The sequence below is a fragment of the Flavobacterium sp. IB48 genome (genome assembly GCF_016405855.1).
Taxonomy (GTDB): Bacteria; Bacteroidota; Bacteroidia; order Flavobacteriales; family Flavobacteriaceae; genus Flavobacterium; species Flavobacterium ginsengisoli.
Map to the genome: position 1 here is coordinate 51,474 of NZ_JAEFCA010000010.1, position 25,959 is coordinate 77,432.

Here is a 25,959-nt window from a genome sequence, read left to right on the forward strand (position 1 = left end):
ACACTAACAAAAACTCCATGTTTCCTACAAATACAGCAGTTTCAGCAAAAAAAAAAGCAGTAAACTTTCGCTTACTGCTTTTTCAATCGTCATGTTATTTACTCTAAAAAATAATTAGACTGCGGTATAACCTCCATCGGCTATAATATAACTTCCTGTTGTGAAAGAAGATTTTTCAGAACTTAAAAATGTTACCAATTCGGCAACTTCTTCTGCTGTCCCTAAACGATTCATTGCAGATTTTGCCGCAACAGCCTGCATCATTTCCTTATTCAAATTATCTTTTAAAAGTGCTGTTTCTATATAACCTGGTCCAACAGCATTGCATCGAATATTTTTCTGAGCATATTCTACCGCAATATTTTTTGTCAAACCAACTACACCATGTTTACTTGCAGTATACGCGACACTATTTGGAGCGGCAACTTGTCCGTGAATCGAAGCAATATTTACAATACTCCCTCCTCCGTTTTTCTCCATTTGTTCTAGTTGATAACGGCAGGCATAAAAAACACCGCTCAAATTAAGTGCAATAACTTTATCCCAAGCTTCTGGCTCATATTCTCCAGTTGGTTTTGCCGGCCCTCCCATTCCTGCATTGTTACAGGCAATATCCAATCGACCATATTTTGAAACCGTAACTTCAACCATATGCTTATTGTCATTGGCACTCGACGAATCTCCTTTTACAAAAAAAGCTTCTCCGCCCTTATCTTTTATTATTTTTACGGTTTCTTCACCGTGCTCTACATTTATATCAGCTACTACTACTTTTGCTCCTTCTCGAGCGTATGCTTCTGCCACTGCACGTCCGATTCCTGAACCTCCGCCAGATACAAAAGCTACTTTATTTTCTAAAAGTGCCATTTTATATATGTTTTTAAATTGATTCTTCTAATTTACGAAGAACTTGAGCATTGGCGAAGCTTTCAAAAGAGTTTAAAACAACATTAACGTTAAGCGCTAATGTTATGTTATTTGGCATTAAATTGACAAGATTTTGTTTAAAATTTTGTATTATCTAATTCTCTTCGTCCAATTTCATGTTTCCACGATCTTCATGATTATCTGGATGTGAGTTTGAATATCGATTTGGAATTATATCAGAGTTACGATCTTTATTCTCTACTGTTTTATTTGCTTCTTCCTCTGTTTCTACTCCGCGATTTGCATTTGGATTATTTGGATTTATCTGATGCTTCGCTACATTTATATCTTCATTTTCGTTTCTAGCTCTTTCAACAATCTTTTTATCGCCATCTGCATCTGTAATCAATTCTTTATTCAGTTTGGCATCTTTTAATTCTTTATCGTGCGAAACGTTTTTTCCTTTAGACTCGTCTATATTTTTTTGCGTTCCGTTTATCTTTTTCGTTCCTAATTTATTCGTTTCCATAACATTATCTTTTAGTTTATAATATTACAAATTCTAATCGCAAAAAAGTTATGGCTTAAGATTGCTTTCTTTTATAATTGCCATCTGTTTTTTTATTTTATTACCTTTATTCAAAGCAACTTAACAACCTTAACTATTATGAATTTCTTCAAAATCAAAACCAGCTGGTCCAATTCCGAATTTATCTTGATTAAACTTTGCATGGCTTCTATTTATATTTTTGTTGGAAGTTATTTTCATGAATTTTTTCAAAATTATTATTCCATTTTAATAGGCATTTTTATTGTTACTGCAATTTGGTTTGTTTATCAATGGCTCAAAAAAATAAAATCGCAAAAGCAGTAATGGGTTTTAATTTTAGGAAAGAACTATCTTTGCAAAAAATTAAAAATGCATCGACACTTCATTCTTTTTAAACCTTACGGCTACTTAAGTCAATTTATTTATGAATTAAAAAGAAAGAAAAAGCTTTTGGGCGAATTGCACGATTTCCCAGAAGGCACAATGGCAATTGGAAGATTAGATGAAGATTCTGAAGGATTACTTCTTTTGACGACTGATGGAAACATGAGCGAACTTGTTCGAAGTAAAAAGGTTGAAAAAGAATATTACGTTCAGGTTGACGGATTAATTACGCCAGAAGCAATTGAACAATTACAAAATGGGGTAGAAATTGGACTTGACGGTGGAAAATACAAAACAAAACGTTGCAAAGCATCTATCGTAACTGAAATTCCTGATTTTGGAGCAAGAGCGAAGAAAATAAGAGACGAACGTCATGGTCCAACTTCTTGGGCTTCAATCACGGTTAGAGAAGGAAAATTTCGTCAAGTTAGAAAAATGACTGCGGCTGTTGGTTTTCCAACATTGCGTTTAGTTCGCGTTCGAATAGGAAATGTATATTTGCAAAATCTAAAAGCAGGTGAAGCTTTAGAAGTTTCCGATTTTCAATTAGATAATTAAAAAATGTGCCAATTAGACAATTTCCAGAAACTCATAACTTATAACTCATAATTCATAACTAAAAAAGATGTTAAACGTTGTTCTTGTAGAACCAGAAATACCAAATAATACCGGAAATATCGGAAGATTGTGCGTTGGCACAGAAAGCCGTCTTCATTTAATTCATCCTTTCGGATTTGTTATTAATGACAAAAACCTAAAACGTTCAGGATTGGATTATTGGGTTCATCTTGATGTTACCGAATATCAAAATGTAGAAGAATGGATCGCACAGATTCCAGATCATTCTCGCGTGTTTTTAATGAGTTCGCATTCTGATAAATCTTATTTAGAAAACGAATTTCAAGATGGCGACTGGTTAGTTTTTGGAAAAGAAAGCGTTGGTTTGAGCGCAGCCTTTATGGCAAGATTCGAAAATCATTTAACGATTCCGATGTCACCGCTTATTCGCAGTTTTAATATTGCTAATTCGGTTGCTTTTGTTGTTGGTGAAGCTAAGAGACAAATTGGATTGAAGAAATAATCTCGATTTTCTGCAAGATTTTCTTTAAAACTTAGAAATATTTATACCCACAAGGTTTTGAAAACCTTGCAGGACAGCCGAAATATTAACTCACAATAAACTTCCCTTTTTGAGCATCAAAGATAATATGTTCGTCTTTGAACAAATTGCTGAAACTTCCGTTAGAAATTAAATTGCACGGTTGGTCTTGCACTATACTATCTGGGGTCATGATAATCATTTCGTCACTTAACTGAATAGCCAAATCGATATCGTGTGTCGAAAACAAAATACATTTTTGAGTTTCTTGTGTAAGCTTTTTCAAGAGCTTGAATAATGAAACTTTATGAAGGAGATCAAGATGTGTTGTTGGCTCGTCCAAAATAATTAGGGGAGTATCTTGAGCCAAAGCTCTTGCAATTAACACTTTCTGCAATTGTCCGTCACTAATCTGGAAATGTTTTTTCGAAGCCAAATGTTCAATTTGTGTCAATTGCATAGCTTCATGAACTTTAGTAATATCTTCATCAGATAATTTATCAACCCAATTGGTGTAAGGTTGTCTTCCTAAAGCAACTAGTTCAAAAACAGAAAGATTGCTTGGTGGCAATTTTTCGGTTAAAACTAAACTTAAATTTTGCGCCAATTCTAAAGGTTGATAATCTGAAATCTTTTTTTCATTCAAATAAACATTTCCTGACAACGGTTTCTGAATTCCAGTAATCGTTCGCAGTAAAGTCGACTTACCTATTCCGTTTGCTCCTATTAAAGTAATGAGTTTTCCTGCTTCAAGATTAATATTAAGATTCTCAGCAATGGCCGTAACTCCTTTCTTGGATTTATATCCAATATTTAAACTTGAAGTTGATAGAATGTTTTTCATTTTTAAAGGTGCTAAGATTCTGAGATTCTAAGTTTTTTCTTTGTCTAATAATTAAAAAATCTGTGTAAATCTTTTTAATCTGTGGCAAAAAAATATTAAAAATTTCTTTTTCTAACTAATAACCAAATTACAACCGGTGCACCAATTATAGACGTAACAGCATTTATTGGAAGTGTAACCTCAAAGCCTGGCATTTGAGAAACAATATCACAAAATAGCATTATTATCGAACCAAAAAATAAAGTGCTCCAAAATAGAATCGTATGATTACTAGTTTGAAAAGTCAGTTTTGCAATATGAGGAACTGCCAGACCAACAAAAGCAATCGGGCCAGCAAATGCCGTAATCGCTCCTGACAAAATACTGGTAGCAAAGATGATAACTAATCTTGCTTGTTTAAAATTCAATCCCATACTTTTGGCATAATTTTCACCAAGAAGCAAGGCATTTAAAGGTTTTATACTTTTGGCGCTTAAAAGCAAACCGATTCCAACGCAAAATGTCAAAATTCCGATTGTTGTCCAAGAAAGGTTACCTAGATTTCCCATTGACCAGAAAGTGAATTTCTGAAGCTGTTCTGCTGTACTAAAATAAGTCAGCACGCTTACAATTGCAGTTGTAAAACTTCCGAACATTAAACCAACAATCAAAATTGCCATTGTGTCTCTCAATCGTTGTGAAACGATAAGAACTAAAAAAAGAACCAACGTACTTCCTAAAGTTGATGCCAAAACAATTCCGTAAGAAGACAATGCAATTACACTTAGAAAAGAAGGAAGAAATCCTGCTCCTAAAATTACAAAAGCAACACCTAAACTTGCACCAGAACTTAACCCTAAAACATACGGTCCCGCAAGCGGATTTCTAAAAAGCGTCTGCATCAAAAGTCCGCTTATAGAAAGTCCCGTTCCAACTAAAACTGCGGTAATTGCTTTTGGCAAACGGTAATTAATAATAATATATTCCCATGTTGATTTTGCCGCATGCCCTCCTGTTAAACTTGCAAAAACATCTTTTAACGGAATTGTAACCGATCCTAAACTAATGCTCGCAAAAAACATTAACAAAAGACCTATGCCCAAAACGGTAAATAAAATGGTATTTCGTGTTTTACTCACCAAAATTAATTCAGTTTAGAAGCAAAAGTAAATTCGTAGCTCGTCAATAAATCAGGATGAAAAATCTTGATATAATCTTTCAATACCAAATCTGGACGACTTGGTGCTAATTCATAATAAACTGTACCGCCTGTCGCTCCTACTTTGCCTTCAAAATTGTAAATGGTTTTATTCTTAAAAGCATCAAATTCTGAGTAATGCGGATTTGCTTTCTGCAATTCATCCAAACTTTTAAAAGATCCAGAAGCAATCCAAACATTTGCATCTTTTGCTTTATCTAAAACTTTTTCAAAAGACAAACCTTCGCTTCCAGTTCCTTCAAGATCAGCCCATAAATAATTAGCTTTTGCATCTTTCATAAACTGTGCAACCCAGCTATTTCCTTTGGCAACATACCAAACATCTTCGTACATAGAACCGTATAAAACCTTTGAAGTTGCAGGTTTATCGGCAACCAATTTTTTGGCTTGATTATAGCTTTCAACGATTTTATCAAACAGCTCTTTTGCTTTTTCTTCTTTTCCAAATAAAGCACCGTATAACTTTATCCATTCTGCTTTTCCTAGTGGAGACTGTTCCATCCAATCACCCTGAATCAAAACATTTAAACCGCTTTTTTTAAGATTATCTAGCATAGGATTGTTGTTATCTACACCAAATGTCACAATCAAATCTGGTGACAATTCTATTAATTGTTCAATGTTCAGTTTTTCATTTTGTCCAACGTTTTTCACAGAACCTTTGTCAATTAATGCTCTAGTTTTTTCAGAAGAAATGTAATCAGTATGCGGAAATCCGACCAATTTATTCTCAACTTCTAACATTTCTAAAAAAGGAATATTGGTAGTCGAAGTTACCACAACACTTTCTAGAGGAACTTTTATAGAAATATATTTATTTAAACTATCAGGAATTTGTACGTCTTTTTCTTTTAAAATGTAAGTAAATCTCCCCTTAGCATTTGGCCACGGATTACTCACATTTACAATTGAATAGCCCTCGTTTTTTATGATCGAAAGTCCAGAAGCAAACTCGATACTTTCTTTGGCAGTAGCAGATTTTACAACATCTTGCGCTTCATTTTTTTTGCATCCAATTAAGATAAGAAGCACAAAAACGACTGGTAATTTATGGAAAAAATATTTCATATTTTATGTTTTGTATGGCAACAAAGGTAAATCAAATTCTATTTTTTTTGTTTACCTTTATTCGTACAAATTTAAACAAATCGCTTTTTATTTGATGAATGTACCAAAAACAAAAATCTGCTCCAGTTGTGAAACTGCTTTTTTATGTGGCGACACTTCGCCCGAAAATAAGTGCTGGTGTAATGATTATCCACCTATTTTCAATCTATCAGAAGGAGGCGATTGCCTTTGCCCTATATGCTTTAAAGAAGCCTGTGAAGATAAAATTGATGCTTATGTCGAAACTGTAACCCCAAAAAAGGCTCTTAATAACAAGGCCATGTTTTTGCCTAAAAATGATAATTTAATTGAAGGAATCGATTACTACATCGAAAATGGCAACTATGTTTTTAAAGCTTGGTTTCATCTAAAAAGAGGAGTCTGCTGCGGAAATAACTGCCGACATTGCCCTTATTAGAAGTTATGAATTATAAATTTATGAGTTAGTCTTCATAATTAATTTATAACTTGGCCAAACTCATAATTCATAATTCAAAACTCATAATTAACAAAAATGATTTACTTGGTAACTGGCGGCGAACGTTCTGGAAAAAGCGGTTATGCTCAAAAACTTGCTTTAGAGCTTTCCGATTCTCCTTTATATGTAGCAACTGCACGAAAATGGGATGCTGATTTTCAAAACCGAATCGATCGCCATCAGAAGGAAAGGGACGAACATTGGACGAATATCGAAAAAGAAAAATATTTAAGTGAAATTGATTTTTCTGAAAAAACTGCCTTAATAGATTGTGTAACGCTTTGGCTGACTAATTTTTTTATTGATACTAAAAATGATGTCGAATTAAGTTTGGAAGAGGCTAAAAAAGAATTTCTTGCCATTGCTAAACATGAAAATGCGAATATAATTATCGTAACAAATGAAATCGGAATGGGAGTTCATGCAGAAACGCACGTAGGCAGAAAATTTGTTGAATTGCAAGGTTGGATGAATCAATTTCTTGCAACCAATGCTGATCAAGTTGTACTTATGGTTTCTGGAATTCCGGTTAAAATCAAAGGATAAATTTCAATACAAAAATTTCAAATTGCAAAACATAGTGAGTTTTGCAATTTGGAATTTTTCTTTTTTGGAGTTTGATCTTGGAGTTTGGAATTTAAAAATTGTAATTTTATAGCATGAGTAATTTAGACGATATATTAAAATCCCGCAGAGACACACGCCATTTTACAAACGATGAAGTTCCAGACGAAGTAATTCAGAAAGCTTTACAGGCTGGACATTGGGCGCCTTCTGTTGGGCTTACTGATGCTACACGATATTATCTCATTAAATCGGATGAAGTAAAAACGTCTATTAAAAAACTGTTTTTAGATTACAATAAAAAAGCCGAAGAGCGTACCGATAATGCAGAACAGAAGGAACTTTACAGATCGCTAAAACTAGAAGCGATCGAAGAAGCGCCAATCGGACTTATTATTGCTTATGATCGCTCCGTTTTAAATCAGTTTACGATTGGAACAATTGGGAGTAATGAAGCAGTAAAATTTAGTTCAGTTTGTGCGGCTCAAAATATTTGGCTTTCGCTTACAGAACAAGGTTACGGAATGGGCTGGGTTTCGATTTTAAATTATTATCAGTTTAAAAAAATACTTGATTTACCCGAAAATATAGAACCGCTTGGTTATTTCTGCATCGGAAAACCAGCCACCAATTATAACAATCAGCCAATGTTGCAACAGTTGCATTGGAAACAAAAATTGGAAGCTCCCATTTGTAATGAAATCAAAGAAATTCATCAAATAAATGTTCCAGAGTTTGATTTAAGATCGAAAAATGAAATCAAAAACAAATCTGATTTCAATAAACGTTTACAAGAAAAAATAGATTCAAAAACAAAACCCGTTGGTTCTTTAGGAATGCTGGAATCTCTAGCTTTTCAAATGGCAACTGTTTTCGAAACTTTGAATCCGAAAGTCGAAAAACCTAATATTGTAGTTTTTGCAGCCGATCACGGAATTGCCAATCACGGTGTAAGTGATTATCCGCAAGATGTTACACGCCAAATGGTCAATAATTTTCTAGATGGCGGCGCTGCCATAAATGTTTTTTGCAATCAGAATAATATTGAATTATCAATTGTAGATTCAGGCGTCAATTACGATTTTCCAACCAATGCAAAATTAATCGATGCAAAAATTGCAAAAGGAACTCAATCCTTTTTACATGTTCCTGCAATGAGCGAATCTGAAGTTTGGTTGTGTTTGGATAAAGGAAAATCGATTGTTCAAAATATTGTAAAATCTGGTTCGAATTGTATTGGTTTTGGCGAAATGGGAATCGGAAACACTTCAACTGCTTCTGTTTTAATGAGTATTCTAACAGGTTTTCCTATTGAAGAATGCATCGGAAAGGGAACTGGAGTTGAAAATGAAAAACTGCTTCTAAAACAAAACTTGCTCAAAAAAGCAATTGATAATTATTCCGGTCAAACCGAATTAATAGCACAACTGTCCTATTTTGGCGGTTTTGAAATTCTTCAAATGTCTGGAGCAATATTAGAAGCTTTTGAAAATAAAATGCTAATTCTAGTTGATGGTTTTATTTGCACTGTTGCTTATCTGATTGCTTTTAAAATAAATCCGAACATACAGCAAAATGCTGTTTTTTGTCATTGTTCTGCCGAAAAAGCACATTCAGAATTATTAAATCATTTAGAAGCAAAACCAATTTTAAACCTCGATTTGCGCTTAGGCGAAGGAACTGGTTGCGCTGTTGCTTTTCCAATTTTAAAATCAGCTGAAGCTTTTTTGAATGAAATGGCTAGTTTTGAGAGCGCGGGAGTAAGTCGTAAATAAACTACTATTTGTCATTTCGACTGAAAGGAGAAATCACATTAGAAACTCGACAAAGATTGACGATTTTCTTTGCGTAATCTTGTGTGATTTCTCCTTTCAGTCGAAATGACAAAATAAATAGAAAACCAATTATATAAATGAAAAAAGAACTACACATTTTCTTCACCTGTTTAATGTTCTACACCAGAATTCCATGTCCAAAAAACATTACGCATCATCCAGATTATTTAAATAAAGCCACAAGATATTTTCCATTTATTGGATGGATTGTTGGGGGTATTTCTTTTTTCGCTTTTTATCTTTTTTCATTTTTTCTTTCTTCAGAAATTGCTGTCATACTAGCAATCATTGCTTCTATTTTAACCACAGGCGCTTTTCACGAAGACGGTTTTGCAGATGTCTGTGATGGTTTCGGCGGAGGCTGGACTAAAGAAAAAATCTTAATGATAATGAAAGACAGTGCAATTGGAGCCTACGGAGCAATCGGATTGGTTTTGCTTTTTTTACTAAAATTTAAATTGCTTGCAGAATCCGTTTTACTTTTTGCAAATAATATTCTTCTCATTTTCCTTTTGTTTATTTCTGCTCATTCATTGAGTCGACTTGCCGCAATAAGCATTATTTTCACACACGAATATTCTCGTGACGATGCTTCGAGCAAAAGCAAACCAATTGCAAAACAATATACTTGGAAAGAAGTTTTTGGATCTTTCTTTTTTGGCTTAGTTCCGTTAATTGTATTTTCTTCTTTCGATTTGAAATTTCTGCTTGCTATTATTCCTGTTTTCATAACGAGATATTTTCTAGCGCGCTATTTTCAGAAATGGATTGATGGTTATACTGGAGATTGCCTTGGCGCAACACAGCAAGTTTGCGAAGTTGTATTTTACTTAAGCATTTTATTTTTATGGAAATTTATCTAGTTCGTCATACCGAAACAGTTTGTGAAAAAGGAATTTGTTACGGACAATCAGATGTTGATATTGCAAAACCTTTTGAGGAAATTTTTAGCAGAATCATTTCAGAATTACCTTCAGAGGCGATTATCTTTTCTAGTCCATTAAAACGTTGTGTTATTTTAGCCAAGCACATTCAAGAAAATATCAAAACCATTTCGTATAAGGAAGACGAACGCTTAAAAGAAATGAATTTTGGTGATTGGGAATTGAAAAGCTGGAACGAAATTCCGTCAGAAGATCTCAATCCTTGGATGGAAGATTTCGTGAATATCAAGGTTTCAAACGGAGAATCTTTTATTGAATTACATGAAAGAGTTGGCCATTTTTTGTCGGAAACACTTTCAAAAATAAATCAGCCAACTGTAATTGTTGCACATGCAGGAATCATCAGAAGCATTTTATGCCATCAGAGTTCGCTTCCATTAAAAGACGCCTTCAATAATAAAGTTGATTTCGGAGAAGTTATAAAAATCAGTTTTTAATGCTAATTATTTATAATTTTTCATGAAACCTAAAACAAATTTGAATAATCAATATTTTTAACTTTATCTTTGCGACAAATTAAGGTTGTGTTTTTAATTTAAAAAATACATTAAAAGGGAATCAAGTATAATTCTTGAGCTGTACCCGCAACTGTAAGCTAAGTTCAAAAAAACGAACGCTTGCTGTAAACTACAAACCACTGTCACGCCGCGCGCGATGGGAAGGTAAACAGCAAGACGCAAGCCAGGAGACCTGCCTTTATAACAAATATCAAACTCTCGGGAAAAAGAGTGAAGAAATTATGACTTTAAAAAGATTTTTTACTTTTTGTTTATTTGTTGTGTGCCAGATTATTTCGGCGCAGAACGATTCTATTACCAGTCTGAAAGAAGTTTTTGTTTCAGATAAGAATTTAAAAACCTATTCGGCTTCACAATCTGTTTTAAAACTGAATGATTCTATAATCAATAAAAACGAGGCGCTCCTAACCGATTTATTGAACTTTAATTCGACTTTATATTTTAAAGAATATGGACGAGGAATGCTTTCTACGGTTTCTTTTAGAGGAACAACTTCTTCGCAAACAGCTGTTATCTGGAACGGAATAAATATTAATTCTCAAATGAACGGAAGTACCGATTTTAATACTATTTCGGGCTCAGATTATAATTCAATAAGTGTAAAAGCAGGTGGTGGAAGTGTAATTTACGGAAGCGGCGCAGTTGGAGGTACGGTGCATTTAAACAACGATTTGTTGTTTTTTAATCGTTTTGAGAATAATTTAAGACTAGATTACGGCAGTTTTAATACAATTGGGATTAATTACAAAACTTCTATTTCAAATAAAAAATGGAGTACCCAAATTGGCTTTTCTAAAAACAGCTCAACAAACGATTATAAATACTTAGATCGCTACACATGGAGAGGTGAACAGCGATGGAACCAAAATGGGCAATACGATATTATTACGTTAAATGCCAATGTGGGTTATAAATTCAATCAAAATCATATTTTAAAACTGTACAGTCAGACTTCAAACACTGACCGCAATACTTCTTTGGTTACAGAATCTGAAACGAAAAGCAAATACATAAATGGTTTTAACCGAAATTTATTGGAATATGACGGAAGTTTTGGAAAACTAAAGACCAATTTCAAAACCGCTTACATTTTCGAAAACTATCAATATTTTGCCGATAATTCTTTAAAAAATTACACATACGGAAAAACGGAGAACTTAATTACTAAGCTTGATGTCGATTATCATTTATTTAAAGAGACACATGTAAACGGAATTGTAGATTACAGTCGAACAAATGGTTACGGAACTAGTTTTGGAAGCCATATTCGTGAAATCAGTTCTGCTGCTTTGTTGGTTAGACAAGATTTTGGCGCTAACTGGAAGAACGAACTTGGGGTTAGAAAAGAATTTACAGACAATTACAAATCTCCAGTTTTATTCAATTTAGGATCTTCTTATAAATTCAATAATTGGTACAATTTAAAACTGAATGTTTCTAGAAACTTTAGAATTCCAACTTACAATGATTTGTATTGGAATCCAGGAGGAAATCTAGACTTAAAACCCGAAAGTTCTTATCAGGGAGAAATTGGTAATGTTTTTACATTCAAAAACCTGACTTGGACGCAGAATTTTTATTATATGAAAATTACCGATATGCTGCAATGGGTTCCAGGCGCAAACGGTATTTGGACTCCTAAAAACCAAGATAAAGTAAACAGTTATGGAACCGAAACCATGCTGAGTTGGAAAAAAAGTTATGGCAAAAACATTTTTGCTACAAATGCTACTTATGCTTACACGGTTTCTCAGGATGAAAAAACTAAAAATCAGATCTTTTTTGTTCCGTTTAACAAAGCAACAGGAGCAGTTTCATATTCTAGAAATAAAATAAGCGCTTATTATCAAATTCTTTACAACGGATTTGTTTATACAAGAGCCGATAATAATCCTGATGAAATCATTAATGATTATACAATTTCTAATGTCGGAATCGATTATGATCTTAAATTTTTAGATTCTTTCAAAATAGGTTTTCAAGTTTTGAATCTTTTAAATAAAAACTACGAAAGTCTAGAAAGCAGACCAATGCCAGGTCGAAATTTCAATATGTATTTAACCTTAAAATTTTAAAATATGAAGTTTAGCAAATTACTTTTAATAGCGTTAAGCATTTCGTTATTCGCTTCTTGTTCAAGTGATGACAACGATGGTCCGAAAGGCGCTTACGACAATGGTTTTTTTATTGTTAATGAAGGCGGTTCTACTTCTGGAACAGTATCTTTCTCTAGCAATGATTTCAGCATATTTACAAAAGACGTTTATGAAACAGAAAACGGATCTGATGTACTTGGGAAATTTATTCAGAATATCTTTTTTGATGGAGACAAAGCATATATTATTGCTGGCGGATCAAACGTAATAAACATTGTAAATCGTTATACTTTTAAGTTAATTACTAAAATTGACAGCGGCTTAGTTAATCCTAGATATGGTGTTATAAAAGACGGTAAAGCTTATGTAACAAATGCAAATTCATACGATTCTGTTACAGACGATTATATTGCTGTAATTAACTTGGCAACTAATGTTGTTGAATCCAAAATTTCATTAAACACAACGGCAAACAGAATTGTAGAAGAAGGCGGAAAATTATACATTACAGATCCAATTGGAACTGACAAACTTTCTATTTACAATCTGAACACAAAAACTTTAGAAACTCCAATAACAATTGGTTCTGGTTCAGATTCTATTGAAGAAGAAAATGGAACTCTTTTTATCTTACGTCCTTCTTTTACTGAAAGCAGCGAAATTATAAAAGTTAAAATCTCTGACAAATCTGTTTCTAAAATTACAATTCCAGAATCTCAAGGGGTTGCTGGGTTTTTAGACATAGAAAACAACCAAGTTTATTATACAGTAGGAAGCTCTGTGTATTCAATTACAACTTCTGCAACAACAGCAGCTACTACTCCGCTTTTTACAGCTAATCCTGAGATTGGATACCTTTACGGATTTGCAGTAAAAAACAACCGTGCTTTCTTTGCTGATGGGAAATTTACTCAAGATAGTAAAGCTTACATCTACAATTTGTCGGGAACTCTACAAAAAGAATTGACTACTGGTATAGGTACGAACGGATTCTACTTTAACGATTAATTTTATCCTTAGAATTAGTTTTTGTTTTTTATGGAAAAGGCTTTCATTTCTGAAAGCCTTTTCTATTTATTAGATTTTTATTAAAAATTCTTTGGAGCATTTTGAAAATACATTCCGTGTCTTAATCCGTTTATGATTTTTGAATCTGTTAAATAAGGCAGATCCAGTCCAGAATCATTAGAAATTGTTTTAGCAGTAGATCCCGTAATTTTTGAAATAGCCAAATTAAGCAAAGGCTCAGATGTTTCTCCTAAAACACCATAAGTATCCAAATATTCTTTCTGCGGATAAGTAGGCTGTAAACCTTGAGTATAGTCTCCAAAACCGGCAGAATTTGAGATTTTAAAAACCAAAGGTTGCATTGCATATTTATGATTTGCATTGATTCCTTTTTTAGTAAACAAAGTTTCAGAATCATAAATAGTATACGAACCAACATTTTTACCTGTTGTAGTTTCTCCAATCTGAACTACATTAATATAAGGTGCTAATCCATTAATAACCAATTCACTTGCAGATGCTGTACTTGCAGTTGCGATAATATAAACCGTACTTAAATTTAAACTGTTTAAAGCTTTACCATCAATATTATTTACAAATCTGTAATTCAGACTTTCTAAATCATCAGCAGTCATATCTTTCATCCACTTTGTGTTAAACTGCGTTTTAGCAAAAACTTGATTATCAAATTGCCCTGTAATCAAACTAGCAAGTCTAATTGCTGAAGGCACGGCTCCTCCTCCATTATATCGAAGATCTAGAATTAAATCGGTAACTCCTTGTGTTTTCAATTCGCCAAAAGCCTGATTTAATTTATCGTCATAGCTTGAATAAAAGCCATTATACATTAAATAACCTATTTTATGACCTCCAGAAGGAATCACTTTGCTAATTAAAATCGGGTTTTCTTCTAAAACAGTTTTTGTCAAATCAACCGATTTTCCGTTCAAAACATAACCGCTACCATTATAATCAGCCAAGTTTAGCGTATAGCTATCCTTATTGAACAATAAATCTTGATAATTAGAAACAGTAAGTTTTACTCCATTCACACTTGTAAATAAATCACCGCGTTTAATTGCCTTAGTTGAAGCATCTGAATTTGGAATAATATATCGCACAAAACCTACCACATCATTGGATCCTGAAGATACGCGACTCAATCTAAAATCTACACCATTATTTTTTGTGACACCGCTTAGTTCCTGTTCCAAAACAGTATAATCTTCAACAATCCAGCTGAAACGATCAATTGCGTCTCCATTTGGATATTTACTTACCGGTTTGTTCAATAAAGCTTCAAATAAATCTTCGGGCTTAGAATACCCTCTTAAGAACTGATTAAAATCGGGTTGCAGATTACGGCCATCGGCTAGATTTGGCACATCTTGTTGCCATAAATAGACTTCATTTAATCCTCTCCAAATAAAATTATTAATCTGTAAGTCTGCTGGAGCTGCAACATCATCCTGATCTTCACAAGATTGCAAGGAAAATGCGAATAAAAAGAGAAAAAGAACGCTCTTTAAAGTTGTTTTCATATCGTGTAGGTTATCTATATTATGAATAACGTAAAAGTAGTATCTTTAGTTTTAGCTTCATCGATCAAGCAGTATTTTTTTATATAAAAAATATTTTCTTTTTTGTTGTAACAAATATAATTACACCTCGTCTTGAATATATAAGCTAACGATTAACCATCAGATTAATGAACCAAGTTGTATTTATAGAATTAATAAATCCTTTTAAAGACAAAGTTTTTCGTCTGGCAAAAAGATTGCTTACAAGTACTGAAGAAGCAGAAGATGCAACTCAGGAAGTAATGGTAAAATTATGGAACAAAAAAGACAATTTAGAAAGCTATAATAGCGTCGAAGCATTGGCAATGACCATGACCAAAAATTATTGTCTTGATCAATTAAAATCTAAAAGAGCCAGTAATCTGCAGATTGTTCATAATAATTTTACCGATCGGCAGCCACAATTGGATAAAAAACTAGAAGACCAAGATAGTTTAGAATGGGTCGAAAAAATTATAAATGAAATGCCAGAGCAACTGCAATTATTAATTCAGCTTCGAGATGTAGAACAATATGAATTTGAAGAAATAGCCAAAATCGTAAATATGAACGAAACGGCAATACGAGTGGCGCTTTCGAGAGCGAGAAAAAAAATTAGAGAATCAATGACAAATACACACCTTTATGGAACTAAATAAAATAGAAGAGATATTAGAAAAATACTTTCAGGGAGAAACTTCTATTGCCGAAGAAAATCAATTAAAAGAATATTTTTCTTCATCCAATGTTGCGCAGCATTTGGAGCAATACAAACCTATGTTTGACTATTTCTCTCAAGCAAAAGAACAAAAATCAACGTATGAAATTCCACTACAATCTAAGAAACGCAATGTAGCGTGGTTATCGATTGCGGCATCAGTTGTTGTTTTGCTAGGAATTGGAACCTACTTTTTTATGAGCGAGCAAAAAGATACAACTGCAGTAGCTTCGCAAACAGAATTAGGAACCTATAATAATCCTGAAGAAGCCTTGAAAGCTACGCAAAAAGCTTTGGCCTTATTATCAACACATGTTAATGTAGGTATTGAAAGTGTGCAATACATTAACGAATATGAACAATCAAAAAACAAAATTTTTAAACAGTAATTAAACAAAAAATAGTCATGAAAAATTTCATTATAACTTTAGTATTCGCATTTGTTACCACAACTTTTTACGCACAAGGTGCTTTTGACAAATTTGACGGTCAAGATGATGTGACTTCGGTAATTGTAAATAAAAAAATGTTTGATTTAATGAGTAAAGTAAAAGTTGACGCTTCTGATAAAGAGACGCAACAATATATTGCCCTAATCAAAAAGTTAGATTACTTAAAAGTCTTTACCACTAAAAACCCAAAAATCGAAGCCGATATGAAAGCTACTGCCGATAAGTATGTAAAAACTGCTGGTTTAGAAGAATTAATGCGTGTAAATGATAGCGGGAAAAACGTTAGAATAATGGTAAAATCTGGAGCTACAGACACTCAAATAAAAGAGCTTTTAATGTATGTTGACGGTGCAAAAAACGATGAAACTGTTTTATTATCTTTAACTGGTAATTTTGATTTAAACGAAATTTCAGTATTAACAGATAAAATGCAACTTCCTGGAGGAACAGACTTAAAGAAAGCTTCTAAAGGCAAAAAATAACATGAGAACAAATATTTTCATCATAGCAGTTACAGCTCTCCTAACATTAGGAAGCTGTAATTCTGAACCAACATTACAAAAATATTTTGTTGAGAATTCGGAGAAAAAAGATTTCATAACATTAGATGTTTCACCAACTATTCTAAATGTTGATCAAACGTCTTTATCAGCAGAACAAAGTAAAGCTTTAAACTCATTTGACAAAATGAATATTCTTGCTTTTAAAGCCGACCAAAACAATCAGGCAGAATTTGAAACAGAAAGAAATAAAGTAAAAGCCATATTAAAAGATCCGAAATATCAAGAATTAATGAAAATTGGTTCCGGAAAAGATGGTGCTTCTGTAAGCTATGTTGGAAGTGATGACAATATTAAAGAGTTTGTTATTTTCGCCAACAGAAAAGAAAATGGCTTTGCAGTAGTTCGTGTTTTAGGAGAAAATATGAATCCGAATAATATTATGACTTTAATGTCTGTTTTACAAAAATCTAAAATAGACATGGAACAGTTAAAACCCTTAGAACAATTGCTTAAAAAATAAAATCATCTTACTTTTTAAATGAGAAAAGCTCCATAATTGGAGCTTTTTCTTTTTGCTTATTTGAGAGATTTTACTGAACAAAACAATTGCTATTTGTTTTGTCCTGAATCTAATTTAATTATATTTGCTTCTTACCAAAATAATAAATTATGATACAAAAAACATCAAATGCCTTTATCGCGGCATCTTGGGTTGCCCTTGGAGCAGGAACAGTTGGCTTTATTGTTGGACTTGCCAGAGCTGAAATGCTTTTAAACGAAAAAGGATATTATTTCACTGTTTTAATGTTCGGACTTTTTGCTGTAGTTTCATTACAAAAAAGTGTAAGAGACCGTCTTGAAAAACTTCCCGTAACAGATATTTACTACGGAATCTGCTGGTTTGGAACTTTACTTTCAATTGTACTTTTAGTAGTTGGGTTATGGAACGCAACTATCCTTCCAAGTGAAAAAGGTTTCTATGCATTTGCTTTTCTACTAGCATTATTCGGAGCGATTTCAGTTCAGAAAAATACTAGAGACAATATGAACTTTGGTCAAAGCGAATAAGTTTAAAACAGATTAAAATATAAAAAGCTCCAATTTTCATTGGAGCTTTTCTTTTATATTAAAATCTGAGATTATTTACTCAAATACATTTTTCTTCTAGAGTACAATTCGTAGAATTGATCGTCTTTTAAGTCATCAATAAACAAGATGCTTTCTCCTGTCGATTTCATTTCTGGCCCTAATGCTTTGTTTACGTTCGGGAATTTGCTGAAAGAGAAAACTGGTTGTTTAATTGCGTATCCTTTTAATTGTGGATTGAAATCAAAGTCAGTCACTTTATTATGACCTAACATTACTTTTGTAGCGTAGTTTACATAAGGTTCTCCGTAAGCTTTCGCAATAAACGGAACCGTTCTTGAAGCTCTTGGATTTGCCTCGATGATGTAAACTGTATCATCTTTAATCGCAAACTGAATATTGATTAAACCTACAGTTTTTAAAGCTCTAGCAATTTTATGCGTATGATCTTTAATTTGTTGCATTACAAATTCTCCTAAGTTAAAAGGAGGCAATGTTGCGTTACTATCTCCAGAGTGAACTCCACAAGGCTCAATGTGCTCCATAATTCCGATGATGTAAACGTTTCCATCAGCATCACAAATTGCATCAGCTTCAGCTTCGATTGCTCCAGCTAAGTAATGATCTAGTAACAATTTGTTTCCTGGAATTGCTTTCAACAAATCGATAACGTGCTCTTCAAGCTCTTTTTTGTTGATCACAATTTTCATTCCCTGACCTCCTAATACATAAGAAGGACGAATTAAAAGTGGGAAATCTAAAGTATCAGCCAATTTAGAAGCTTCATCAGCCGTTTCAGCGATTCCGAATCTTGGGAAAGGAATATTTAATTCAGTCAATAAATCTGAGAATCTTCCTCTATCTTCTGCTAAGTCAAGTGCATCAAAACTAGTTCCGATGATTTTTACTCCGTATTTAGATAATTTATCTGCTAATTTAAGAGCTGTTTGGCCACCAAGCTGCACGATTACACCTTCTGGTTTTTCGTGTTGGATAATATCATAAATATGCTCCCAGAAAACTGGTTCGAAGTATAATTTATCAGCTGTGTCAAAGTCTGTAGAAACCGTTTCAGGATTACAGTTAATCATGATTGTTTCGTAACCGCATTCTTTTGCAGCTAAAACTCCGTGTACACAAGAATAATCAAACTCAATTCCTTGTCCAATTCTGTTTGGTCCAGAACCTAGAACGATTACTTTCTTTTTATCTGTCAGGATACTTTCGTTATCTACATAACGCTCTCCATTTGCTTTTTCAATTTCTGCCTCAAAAGTTGAGTAGTAGTATGGTGTTTTTGCTTTAAACTCAGCCGCACACGTATCAACCAATTTGAATACACGGTTGATGTTCATGTTCATACGTAAAGTGTGCACTTCACTTTCCAGACAGCTCATCATGTGAGCGATTTGTCTATCTGCAAAACCTTTTTGTTTTGCCTCAAGTAATAATTCTTTTGGAAGATCAGAAACTTTGTAGTTTGAGATTTCTTTTTCTAAAGTATAAAGCTCTTCGTATTGCTTCAAGAACCACATGTCGATTCTTGTAATTTCGTGAATTGTGCTTAATGGAATACCCATTGCAATTGCATCGTAGATTACGAATACACGATCCCAACTTGCATAAGTTAGTTTTTCGATAATTTGTTCGTAATTTTTGTATCCTTTTCCGTCAGCACCTAAACCATTTCTCTTAATCTCTAAAGATTGAGTTGCTTTATGAAGTGCTTCTTGGAAAGAACGTCCAATTCCCATAACCTCACCTACAGATTTCATCTGAAGACCTAAAGTTCTGTCTGAACCTTCAAATTTATCGAAGTTCCAACGTGGTATTTTTACGATTACATAATCTAAAGTTGGTTCGAAAAGAGCCGAAGTCGATTTTGTAATTTGGTTTTGTAATTCATCTAAATTGTATCCTAAAGCTAGTTTAGAAGCAATTTTAGCAATTGGATATCCAGTCGCTTTTGATGCTAATGCAGAAGAACGAGATACACGAGGGTTAATTTCGATTGCTACGATATCTTCTTTTTCGTCTGGTGAAACTGCGAATTGTACGTTACATCCTCCAGCAAAATTTCCGATACTTCTCATCATTAAGATAGCGTAGTCACGTAATTTTTGGAAAGTTGTATCAGATAATGTCATCGCTGGTGCTACCGTGATAGAATCTCCAGTATGAATTCCCATTGGGTCCATATTTTCGATAGAACAGATAATTACAACGTTGTCATTTTTATCTCTTAAAAGCTCCAACTCATATTCTTTCCATCCCATTAAAGCTTTGTCGATCAAAACTTCGTGAATTGGAGAAGCTTCTAGTCCGCGAGTTAAAAGCTCATCAAAATCTTCTTTTTTGTAAACCACAGCTGCTCCAGTTCCTCCTAATGTAAATGAAGGACGAATTACAAGCGGGAAACCAAATTCCTGAGCAATTTCTTTTCCTTCAAGGTAAGAAGTAGCTGTTTTTGCAGGTGCAGTTGGCACATTAATTCTTTCTAAAAGCTGTTTAAACTGTTCCCTGTCTTCAGTAATATTAATAGCATTTACATCAACACCGATTAATCTCACTCCGAAATCTTGCCAGATTCCTTTTTCCTCAGCTTCCAAACACAAGTTCAAAGCAGTTTGTCCTCCCATTGTTGGCAAAACTGCATCAATTTGTGGATGTTCCTTAAGAATTTCAATAATCGATTTTGTCGTTAAAGGTTTCAAATAAATATGATCGGCCATAGATGGGTCGGTCATAATCGTCGCTGGATTCGAGTTAATCAAGATAACCTCAATTCCTTCTTCACGAATCGAGCGTGCAGATTGAGATCCCGCATAATCGAATTCGCAAGCTTGGCCAATAACAATAGGTCCTGAACCTATAATTAAAACTGATTTTATTGATGTGTCTTTAGGCATTTTGTATGTATTGTGTAGTTATTTACGATTTTAAAAAACTGTTCTAGTGCGTTAAAAACTAGAAAGTTGAGAAAATTTTTACCGACAAGGTATAAAAAAAGGCGATACTAAAAAAGTAATCGCCTTATGTATGTTTATACAAACATTATTTTTTGTGTCTAGGCTCGCTAGAAACAGTTAATTTATGTCTTCCTTTTGCTCTTCTACGCGCTAGAACTTTTCTTCCATTCGCAGAAGCCATTCTGTCCATAAATCCGTGCTTATTTCTTCTTTTTCTTTTCGATGGTTGAAATGTTCTTTTGCTCATTGCTTTGTATCTTTAAAAATGGTATCTATTAACTCGTTTATTTGGTTTTGGATATCGTTGTTCAAAAACCGAGTGCAAATATACAAAGACTTTTTTTTCTGGCAAGCACTTTTATAAAAATATTTTTAATTCCTTTTACTATCTTTGCAATCACAAATTTACAATAATTATGTTTCACAAGAATATTAAACTTATTTTGGCCGGACTTCTTGTAGTGGCGGGCATTTGGCAATTTACAGAGAGTAATATTGGGAATGGTATATTCCTTATCTTACTGACTGCAATTCCAATTTTTCTTTATTTTAAAAACGAATTTATCCTTTTAGCTTTCCTTAAATTAAGAAAACAAGACTTTGCAGGGGCTAATAAATGGTTATCATATATCAAAAATCCAGAAGGTGCATTAGTAAGAAAACAGCAAGGATACTTAAATTACTTACAAGGCATTATGTTATCTCAAACCAATATTAACCAAGCAGAGAAACATTTCAAAAAAGCAATCGAACTTGGACTATCAATGGATATGGATTTAGCAGTAGCTAAATTAAACCTTGCGGGAGTTGCAATGTCACGCAGAAGAAAATTGGAAGCGACTAATTTACTTAACGAAGCTAAAAAATTAGACAAGCAAGGAATGCTGAAAGAGCAAATCACGATGATGAAAGAACAAATGAAGAAAATCTAATTTTCTAAATTACAATATTATAAATCCCAAATTCCAAAAGGAGTTTGGGATTTTTTTATTTTAAATTTTCTTTATAACACAAGGTCAAAACTTAGTTTGTCATTTCGACGAAGGAGAAATGACAAGATTGCTCTAAAATCTAGAAAGAATTGGAATTTGGAATTTCATTTCGATTAATCTTCCAATATAATAGAAGGCAAATTCTCATTAAGCCATTTATACTTATTGAGAATCATAATATGAGTTCCTCCTTTTACCAAAATGCATTTATCAATATATTTAATCGGAAAAACATCATCTTTATCTCCGTGAATATGTACTACATTTTCATCAATTTTATCGCGATCCCATAGAATTACACTTTCTACAGCCCATTGCAGATAACCTAAATCGCGCACAGATAAAAATTTCTCGTATAATTTAATCCTCTTATTAACCTTTTCGCCAAAAGAAAATTTAGCCAATTTTTCAATATTTAAAATTAATTGCATCGGGATTAACTTATAAGCTTTAGTAGTCTTTCCTATTTTCATTCTTCTCGGAAATTCCAGATTGCTTCGAACGCTCGATATAATAATTACTTTTCGTGTTTTTATATGTTTAGAAATTTCCTGCACTAGAATTCCGCCAAAAGAAACTCCAATTAAAACAGGATTTTCATCTTTTATATTTTTACTAATTCGAAGCGCATAATCAGATAAAGATTCTTTCGGATTCGGAATTTCCCATTCCAAAAGATGCATTTCAAAAACAGTTTCATCCAATTTTATTCTTTCAAAAATAGATGAACTCGCCGCCAAACCTGGCATAAAATAAACTGGAATTTTACTCATAACATTAAAATGAAATTACCATTAATACATTTATTCTAAAAAAATAAAGTTACTTTTTTTAATATCATGATAATCAAATTTCAGACCTATTTTACAGAGATTCGAAAAAAATAAAACTTTGAAACAATAACTTAAACTTTATAGCTGCAAAAAATAATTCAATATTGAAAATCAAATGATTACCTTTGCATTTCCAAATATTTTTTGATTTTAAACCTTATAAAGAATTTTCTTTCAAGAATGTTTTGGATCCCAAATTCACTATTTACCAATAACCTAACAAGAAATTACTATGGAAACATCTGTAACTATGGAAATCAAAGACAACACATTTGCACGCCAATTCGAAACTGTCATCCCTGAAGGAATGTTAGCAGTTGAGTATCAATTTCAAGAGAAAAAAATCTTCTTAACCAAAATCAAAAAGCCTGATTCGTACGAAAACGAAGAAACAATTAACACTTTACTTAAAAATGTTTTAGACTTAAGTTCTGAAAAAAATTACAGAGTAGTTCCTATTCACCCAAAAATTGTTTCGTTTTTTAAAAAAAATCCTAGATATAAAGAACTACTTCCTCCTGGAATTAGAATTTAAAAATATCCAATAAGTCGGAGCCATAATCCTCCAATTACCATATAAATTAAGAGCATAACCAAACCGGTTATAAGCCCTTTGACCCACCAGCTCTTTAGGTCAACGTAGCCGCTCCCGAAAAATACGGGTGCCGGACCGTGACCATAATGAGTTAGAGTTCCGTAAAGAGATCCGACAAAACCAAGCATAAATGCGAGCAATAGTCCTGGAATTCCAAGCGAAACCCCAACACCAAGCAAGGCTGCGTACATTGCTGCAACGTGCGCAGTTGCACTTGCAAAAAGGTAATGACTAAAGAAATAGACCAATATAATAATCGGAAAAGCCATTTGCCAGCTTAATCCGCCAATTTGCGCTTTTACTAAATCACTGAACCATGCTATAAAACCTAATTCGTTAAGCGAACTCGCCATCATTACCAAAACAGAAAACCAGACAATTGTATCCCACGCTCCTTTTTCAGCTTTTACATCTTCCCAAGTTAAAACTGAAGTTAAGAGCAAAATCACTAATCCGATAAAAGCTGTTGTTGTGGCATCAATAGAAAACAAATCTCCTGTCATCCATAAGAAAAGCAGAATAAAAAATGTCAGCAACATCATCCATTCGTCTCTTGTAATGGCTCCCATTTCTTTCAATTTCTGCATAGCAAGCTGTGGAGCATCACCGGTTTTCTTTAATTCTGGCGGATAAATTTTATACAAAACAAAAGGAATTACAATAAAAGCACATAATCCCGGAACAATCGCCGCTGCTGCCCAAGACATCCAAGTTATTTTTATCCCTAAATTAAGTGCAAATTTCTGGCACATCGGATTACTTGCCGTTCCTGTTAAAAACATAGAAGATGCAATCAAATTCATATTATAACTATTCAAAGTTAAATATGCTCCGAGCTTTCTATGTGTTTCTGGTTTATCGGGCATTGATCCAAAACTCATCGACATTGATTTCATAATCGGATAAACGATTCCTCCTCCTCTAGCGGTATTACTCGGAACAGCTGGCGCTAAAACCAAATCTGCCAAGCCTAAACCATAAGCTAGTCCGAGAGAACTTTTTCCGAATATTTTTATGAATAGAAAAGCAATTCTATTTCCAAGACCTGTTTTTATAAATCCTCTTGCAATGAAAAACGAAATTCCGATCAGCCAGATTACTTTATCGCCAAATCCTCTTAATGCCATTGTTATCGACTTTCCAGGATCTCCAGGAGCCAAAACCTGAGACATTGCAGTTAAAGCAATTGCTATCATACACATAGTTCCCATTGGAGCCGCTTTTAAGATGATTCCTAAAATAGTAGCCACGAAAATGGCAAATAAATGCCAAGCTTCTGGAACAACACCTTCTGGCGCTGGAATAAACCAAATGGCAACTAAAACTGCCAGCGTAATTAAAGTCTGAGGAATTTTTACTTCTTTCATAAAAACAAAAATTAAGTGAATTAAATTCTAAGCTGCAATTGAATTAAAAACAGGTTATCGTTATAGGTTGATGTATCTGGAATACTTTTATCAAATCTGTCAATTTCAAATCCCATTTCGATACGGCCTGTGTACGATTTTCCGAATTCTAAACTAACCATTGGCGTGTAAGTTTTTCGAACATTTGAATCTATTTTGTAACTCGGATCAAAAGATTCATAGCGACAAGATACTTCAAGCGCTGTAAGTTTATTGTAATTTATCTCGTATCTAAAATTTGGCAGAAAATATATTCCTCGCATTTGATAATCGGCTACATTGTCTGTTCGAGCCTCAACTGGCAAAGAATAATATAAATTATGGTTTGTTCCCTGCTTAAATTCTATCTGTAAATCAAAACTAAGTTTATCGGTCAATTTAAAATCGCTGGTAATATCGGCTCCAAATGCAAAAACATCTTCTTTAAAGACTTTTCCGAAACCTCCATTTAAACCTAGATTAATTTTATGTTCTTTTGACAAACCAAAAACCCATCTTGAAGAATACTGTTTTCCGTTGTCTTTATCCATTTCCGTATTTTTTCCATTTCCATTTAAAATCGAAACAGCATAATTCACTGGAATTTTCCCTACATCAAAAGCTCCTGTTGCCGATGCCCCTATCTGAAAACTTGTCCATCCATTTTTTCCAAATTCATAATACTGATTTGAAAAATCGAAAGATTTAATAATATCTACAGGAACAAGCTCCTCAATACCAAAGGCAGGTCGAAACTGCCCTCCTGTTAAGGCTATATATTTATTAAAAGTATATTTTCCGTAGGCATTCTCCAGAACTTTACCTTTTGGATCTGATTTAAAATCGGCTAAATTGACCAGAATTACAATTTCTGTAGTTTCGCTTAATTTGGTATTCAATCCGACACGCATTCTTTTTATATCAAAAGAGCTTTGAACTGCATCTCCTGTTGAATGATGCGTTCCTAAAACGTCTACATTATCTCCAAAACTCTCTAAATATCTTGCTTGAAGAAGGCCTTTTAATTGAAATTGCGGATATTTTACTTCTTCGGTTTCTTTTTTATCAGCTCCCTGATTCAAATCTCCTTGGGCATGCAAAAAAAATGGAGCTGTAAGGAAAAGGAACAAAAATGGCATTAGTAGACTTTTATTCATAGGCTTAAATTAAATGAAACAGTAATGCTTATATAGTGATTTAAAAATCAGCTCTTTATTCTTGAGATCAAAAAACTTAACTGCTTATAGTCAATGCGAAATGGGAATACTAAAATAACAAAAAAAGAGATTTTATGTAAAAAAAATTGCATTAAAATACTGTTATTAATATTACAGCAAAAAAAAGGCACAAGTAATGAAACTTATGCCCTTTAATT

General features: G+C 33.3%; 27 protein-coding genes and 1 riboswitch. Of the genes, 16 read left to right on the forward strand and 11 right to left on the reverse strand.

The annotated features are described in order from the left end of the window. Positions 1-114: 114 nt before the first annotated feature. The gene (locus tag JC605_RS21645) at positions 115-867 is read right to left on the reverse strand and encodes an SDR family NAD(P)-dependent oxidoreductase (RefSeq protein ID WP_198858174.1); all 753 of its coding nucleotides are present in this window, start codon (positions 865-867) and stop codon (positions 115-117) included. 154 nt (positions 868-1,021) lie between these two features. Further along, on the reverse strand, positions 1,022-1,396 hold the full coding sequence (locus tag JC605_RS21650) for a hypothetical protein (RefSeq protein ID WP_198858175.1): 375 nt from the start codon (positions 1,394-1,396) through the stop codon (positions 1,022-1,024). A gap of 390 nt (positions 1,397-1,786) precedes the next feature. Between JC605_RS21650 and JC605_RS21655 the strand changes: the two genes are divergently transcribed. Both JC605_RS21655 and JC605_RS21660 read left to right on the forward strand, forming a co-directional pair. Continuing rightward, complete coding sequence (locus tag JC605_RS21655; protein ID WP_198858176.1) at positions 1,787-2,359, forward strand: pseudouridine synthase; 573 nt, start codon at positions 1,787-1,789, stop codon at positions 2,357-2,359. Between the two features lie 67 nt (positions 2,360-2,426). Next, positions 2,427-2,882 carry a tRNA (cytidine(34)-2'-O)-methyltransferase gene (locus JC605_RS21660; RefSeq protein WP_198858177.1) on the forward strand — a complete coding sequence of 152 codons (456 nt, stop codon included), beginning with the start codon at positions 2,427-2,429 and terminating at the stop codon, positions 2,880-2,882. Positions 2,883-2,967: 85 nt separating this feature from the next. Here JC605_RS21660 and JC605_RS21665 read toward each other — a convergent pair whose 3' ends face one another. From JC605_RS21665 to JC605_RS21675, 3 genes are all read right to left on the reverse strand, one after another. After that, entirely contained in the window at positions 2,968-3,744 is a 777-nt protein-coding gene (locus tag JC605_RS21665) for an ABC transporter ATP-binding protein (protein WP_198858178.1), read from the reverse strand. 95 nt (positions 3,745-3,839) lie between these two features. Continuing rightward, positions 3,840-4,805: an iron ABC transporter permease gene (locus tag JC605_RS21670; RefSeq protein ID WP_198858262.1), complete on the reverse strand. Its 966-nt coding sequence runs from the start codon at positions 4,803-4,805 to the stop codon at positions 3,840-3,842. A 62-nt stretch (positions 4,806-4,867) separates the two neighbouring features. Continuing rightward, entirely contained in the window at positions 4,868-6,010 is a 1,143-nt protein-coding gene (locus JC605_RS21675; protein WP_198858179.1) for an ABC transporter substrate-binding protein, read from the reverse strand. A 94-nt stretch (positions 6,011-6,104) separates the two neighbouring features. On the opposite strand from JC605_RS21675, the gene JC605_RS21680 reads away from it, so the two are divergent. The 7 genes from JC605_RS21680 (at position 6,105) to JC605_RS21710 (ending at position 13,492) form a co-directional block, all read left to right on the forward strand. Further along, a complete protein-coding gene (locus JC605_RS21680) occupies positions 6,105-6,467 on the forward strand; it encodes a DUF5522 domain-containing protein (protein ID WP_198858180.1) in 363 nt (120 codons plus the stop codon). A gap of 96 nt (positions 6,468-6,563) precedes the next feature. Beyond that, on the forward strand, positions 6,564-7,073 hold the full coding sequence (gene cobU, locus JC605_RS21685) for a bifunctional adenosylcobinamide kinase/adenosylcobinamide-phosphate guanylyltransferase (protein ID WP_198858181.1): 510 nt from the start codon (positions 6,564-6,566) through the stop codon (positions 7,071-7,073). A gap of 113 nt (positions 7,074-7,186) precedes the next feature. Continuing rightward, positions 7,187-8,866: a nicotinate-nucleotide--dimethylbenzimidazole phosphoribosyltransferase gene (cobT, locus tag JC605_RS21690; RefSeq protein ID WP_198858182.1), complete on the forward strand. Its 1,680-nt coding sequence runs from the start codon at positions 7,187-7,189 to the stop codon at positions 8,864-8,866. Positions 8,867-9,003: 137 nt separating this feature from the next. Beyond that, on the forward strand, positions 9,004-9,789 hold the full coding sequence (locus JC605_RS21695) for an adenosylcobinamide-GDP ribazoletransferase (protein ID WP_198858183.1): 786 nt from the start codon (positions 9,004-9,006) through the stop codon (positions 9,787-9,789). Continuing rightward, a complete protein-coding gene (cobC, locus tag JC605_RS21700) occupies positions 9,774-10,307 on the forward strand; it encodes an alpha-ribazole phosphatase (RefSeq protein ID WP_198858184.1) in 534 nt (177 codons plus the stop codon). The genes JC605_RS21695 and cobC overlap by 16 nt, the downstream gene beginning before the upstream one ends. A 65-nt stretch (positions 10,308-10,372) precedes the next feature. Further along, a riboswitch (cobalamin riboswitch) is annotated at positions 10,373-10,583 on the forward strand. 26 nt (positions 10,584-10,609) lie between these two features. Beyond that, positions 10,610-12,463, forward strand: coding sequence for a TonB-dependent siderophore receptor (locus JC605_RS21705; protein ID WP_198858185.1), 1,854 nt, complete (start codon positions 10,610-10,612; stop codon positions 12,461-12,463). 3 nt (positions 12,464-12,466) lie between these two features. Continuing rightward, positions 12,467-13,492, forward strand: a complete 1,026-nt coding sequence (locus JC605_RS21710; protein WP_198858186.1) for a YncE family protein — start codon at positions 12,467-12,469, stop codon at positions 13,490-13,492. Between the two features lie 80 nt (positions 13,493-13,572). On the opposite strand, the gene JC605_RS21715 is transcribed toward JC605_RS21710, so the two are convergent. Further along, positions 13,573-15,033: a S41 family peptidase gene (locus JC605_RS21715; RefSeq protein ID WP_198858187.1), complete on the reverse strand. Its 1,461-nt coding sequence runs from the start codon at positions 15,031-15,033 to the stop codon at positions 13,573-13,575. A gap of 167 nt (positions 15,034-15,200) precedes the next feature. On the opposite strand from JC605_RS21715, the gene JC605_RS21720 reads away from it, so the two are divergent. The 5 genes from JC605_RS21720 to yiaA all read left to right on the forward strand — a co-directional run bounded on the left by JC605_RS21720 (position 15,201) and on the right by yiaA (position 17,792). After that, positions 15,201-15,710, forward strand: coding sequence for an RNA polymerase sigma factor (locus tag JC605_RS21720; protein ID WP_198858188.1), 510 nt, complete (start codon positions 15,201-15,203; stop codon positions 15,708-15,710). Next, entirely contained in the window at positions 15,697-16,158 is a 462-nt protein-coding gene (locus JC605_RS21725) for a hypothetical protein (protein ID WP_198858189.1), read from the forward strand. The genes JC605_RS21720 and JC605_RS21725 overlap by 14 nt, the downstream gene beginning before the upstream one ends. A gap of 17 nt (positions 16,159-16,175) precedes the next feature. Next, positions 16,176-16,703 (forward strand): DUF4252 domain-containing protein, encoded by a 528-nt coding sequence (locus JC605_RS21730; protein ID WP_198858190.1) that lies wholly within the window; start codon positions 16,176-16,178, stop codon positions 16,701-16,703. Between the two features lies 1 nt (position 16,704). Continuing rightward, positions 16,705-17,244: a DUF4252 domain-containing protein gene (locus JC605_RS21735; RefSeq protein ID WP_198858191.1), complete on the forward strand. Its 540-nt coding sequence runs from the start codon at positions 16,705-16,707 to the stop codon at positions 17,242-17,244. Between the two features lie 149 nt (positions 17,245-17,393). Beyond that, the gene (gene yiaA, locus JC605_RS21740) at positions 17,394-17,792 is read left to right on the forward strand and encodes an inner membrane protein YiaA (RefSeq protein ID WP_095929516.1); all 399 of its coding nucleotides are present in this window, start codon (positions 17,394-17,396) and stop codon (positions 17,790-17,792) included. 71 nt (positions 17,793-17,863) lie between these two features. On the opposite strand, the gene carB is transcribed toward yiaA, so the two are convergent. Both carB and rpmH read right to left on the reverse strand, forming a co-directional pair. Beyond that, positions 17,864-20,719 (reverse strand): carbamoyl-phosphate synthase large subunit, encoded by a 2,856-nt coding sequence (carB, locus tag JC605_RS21745; protein ID WP_198858192.1) that lies wholly within the window; start codon positions 20,717-20,719, stop codon positions 17,864-17,866. Positions 20,720-20,864: 145 nt separating this feature from the next. Next, positions 20,865-21,026 (reverse strand): 50S ribosomal protein L34, encoded by a 162-nt coding sequence (gene rpmH, locus JC605_RS21750; protein ID WP_008464848.1) that lies wholly within the window; start codon positions 21,024-21,026, stop codon positions 20,865-20,867. A gap of 169 nt (positions 21,027-21,195) precedes the next feature. On the opposite strand from rpmH, the gene JC605_RS21755 reads away from it, so the two are divergent. Beyond that, positions 21,196-21,711 carry a DUF2892 domain-containing protein gene (locus JC605_RS21755; RefSeq protein ID WP_198858193.1) on the forward strand — a complete coding sequence of 172 codons (516 nt, stop codon included), beginning with the start codon at positions 21,196-21,198 and terminating at the stop codon, positions 21,709-21,711. Positions 21,712-21,884: 173 nt separating this feature from the next. Here the strand turns inward: JC605_RS21755 and JC605_RS21760 are convergent, their stop codons facing one another. Further along, a complete protein-coding gene (locus JC605_RS21760) occupies positions 21,885-22,544 on the reverse strand; it encodes an alpha/beta hydrolase (RefSeq protein ID WP_198858194.1) in 660 nt (219 codons plus the stop codon). A gap of 292 nt (positions 22,545-22,836) precedes the next feature. Here JC605_RS21760 and JC605_RS21765 point away from each other — a divergent pair, with 292 nt between their 5' ends. Further along, positions 22,837-23,139, forward strand: a complete 303-nt coding sequence (locus tag JC605_RS21765; protein WP_233074199.1) for a GNAT family N-acetyltransferase — start codon at positions 22,837-22,839, stop codon at positions 23,137-23,139. On the opposite strand, the gene JC605_RS21770 is transcribed toward JC605_RS21765, so the two are convergent. Together JC605_RS21770 and JC605_RS21775 are read right to left on the reverse strand one after the other, a co-directional pair. Further along, a complete protein-coding gene (locus tag JC605_RS21770) occupies positions 23,136-24,566 on the reverse strand; it encodes an anion permease (protein ID WP_198858195.1) in 1,431 nt (476 codons plus the stop codon). The genes JC605_RS21765 and JC605_RS21770 overlap by 4 nt on opposite strands. Before the next feature lie 20 nt (positions 24,567-24,586). Then, complete coding sequence (locus tag JC605_RS21775; protein ID WP_233074201.1) at positions 24,587-25,741, reverse strand: porin; 1,155 nt, start codon at positions 25,739-25,741, stop codon at positions 24,587-24,589. Positions 25,742-25,959 lie beyond the last annotated feature (218 nt).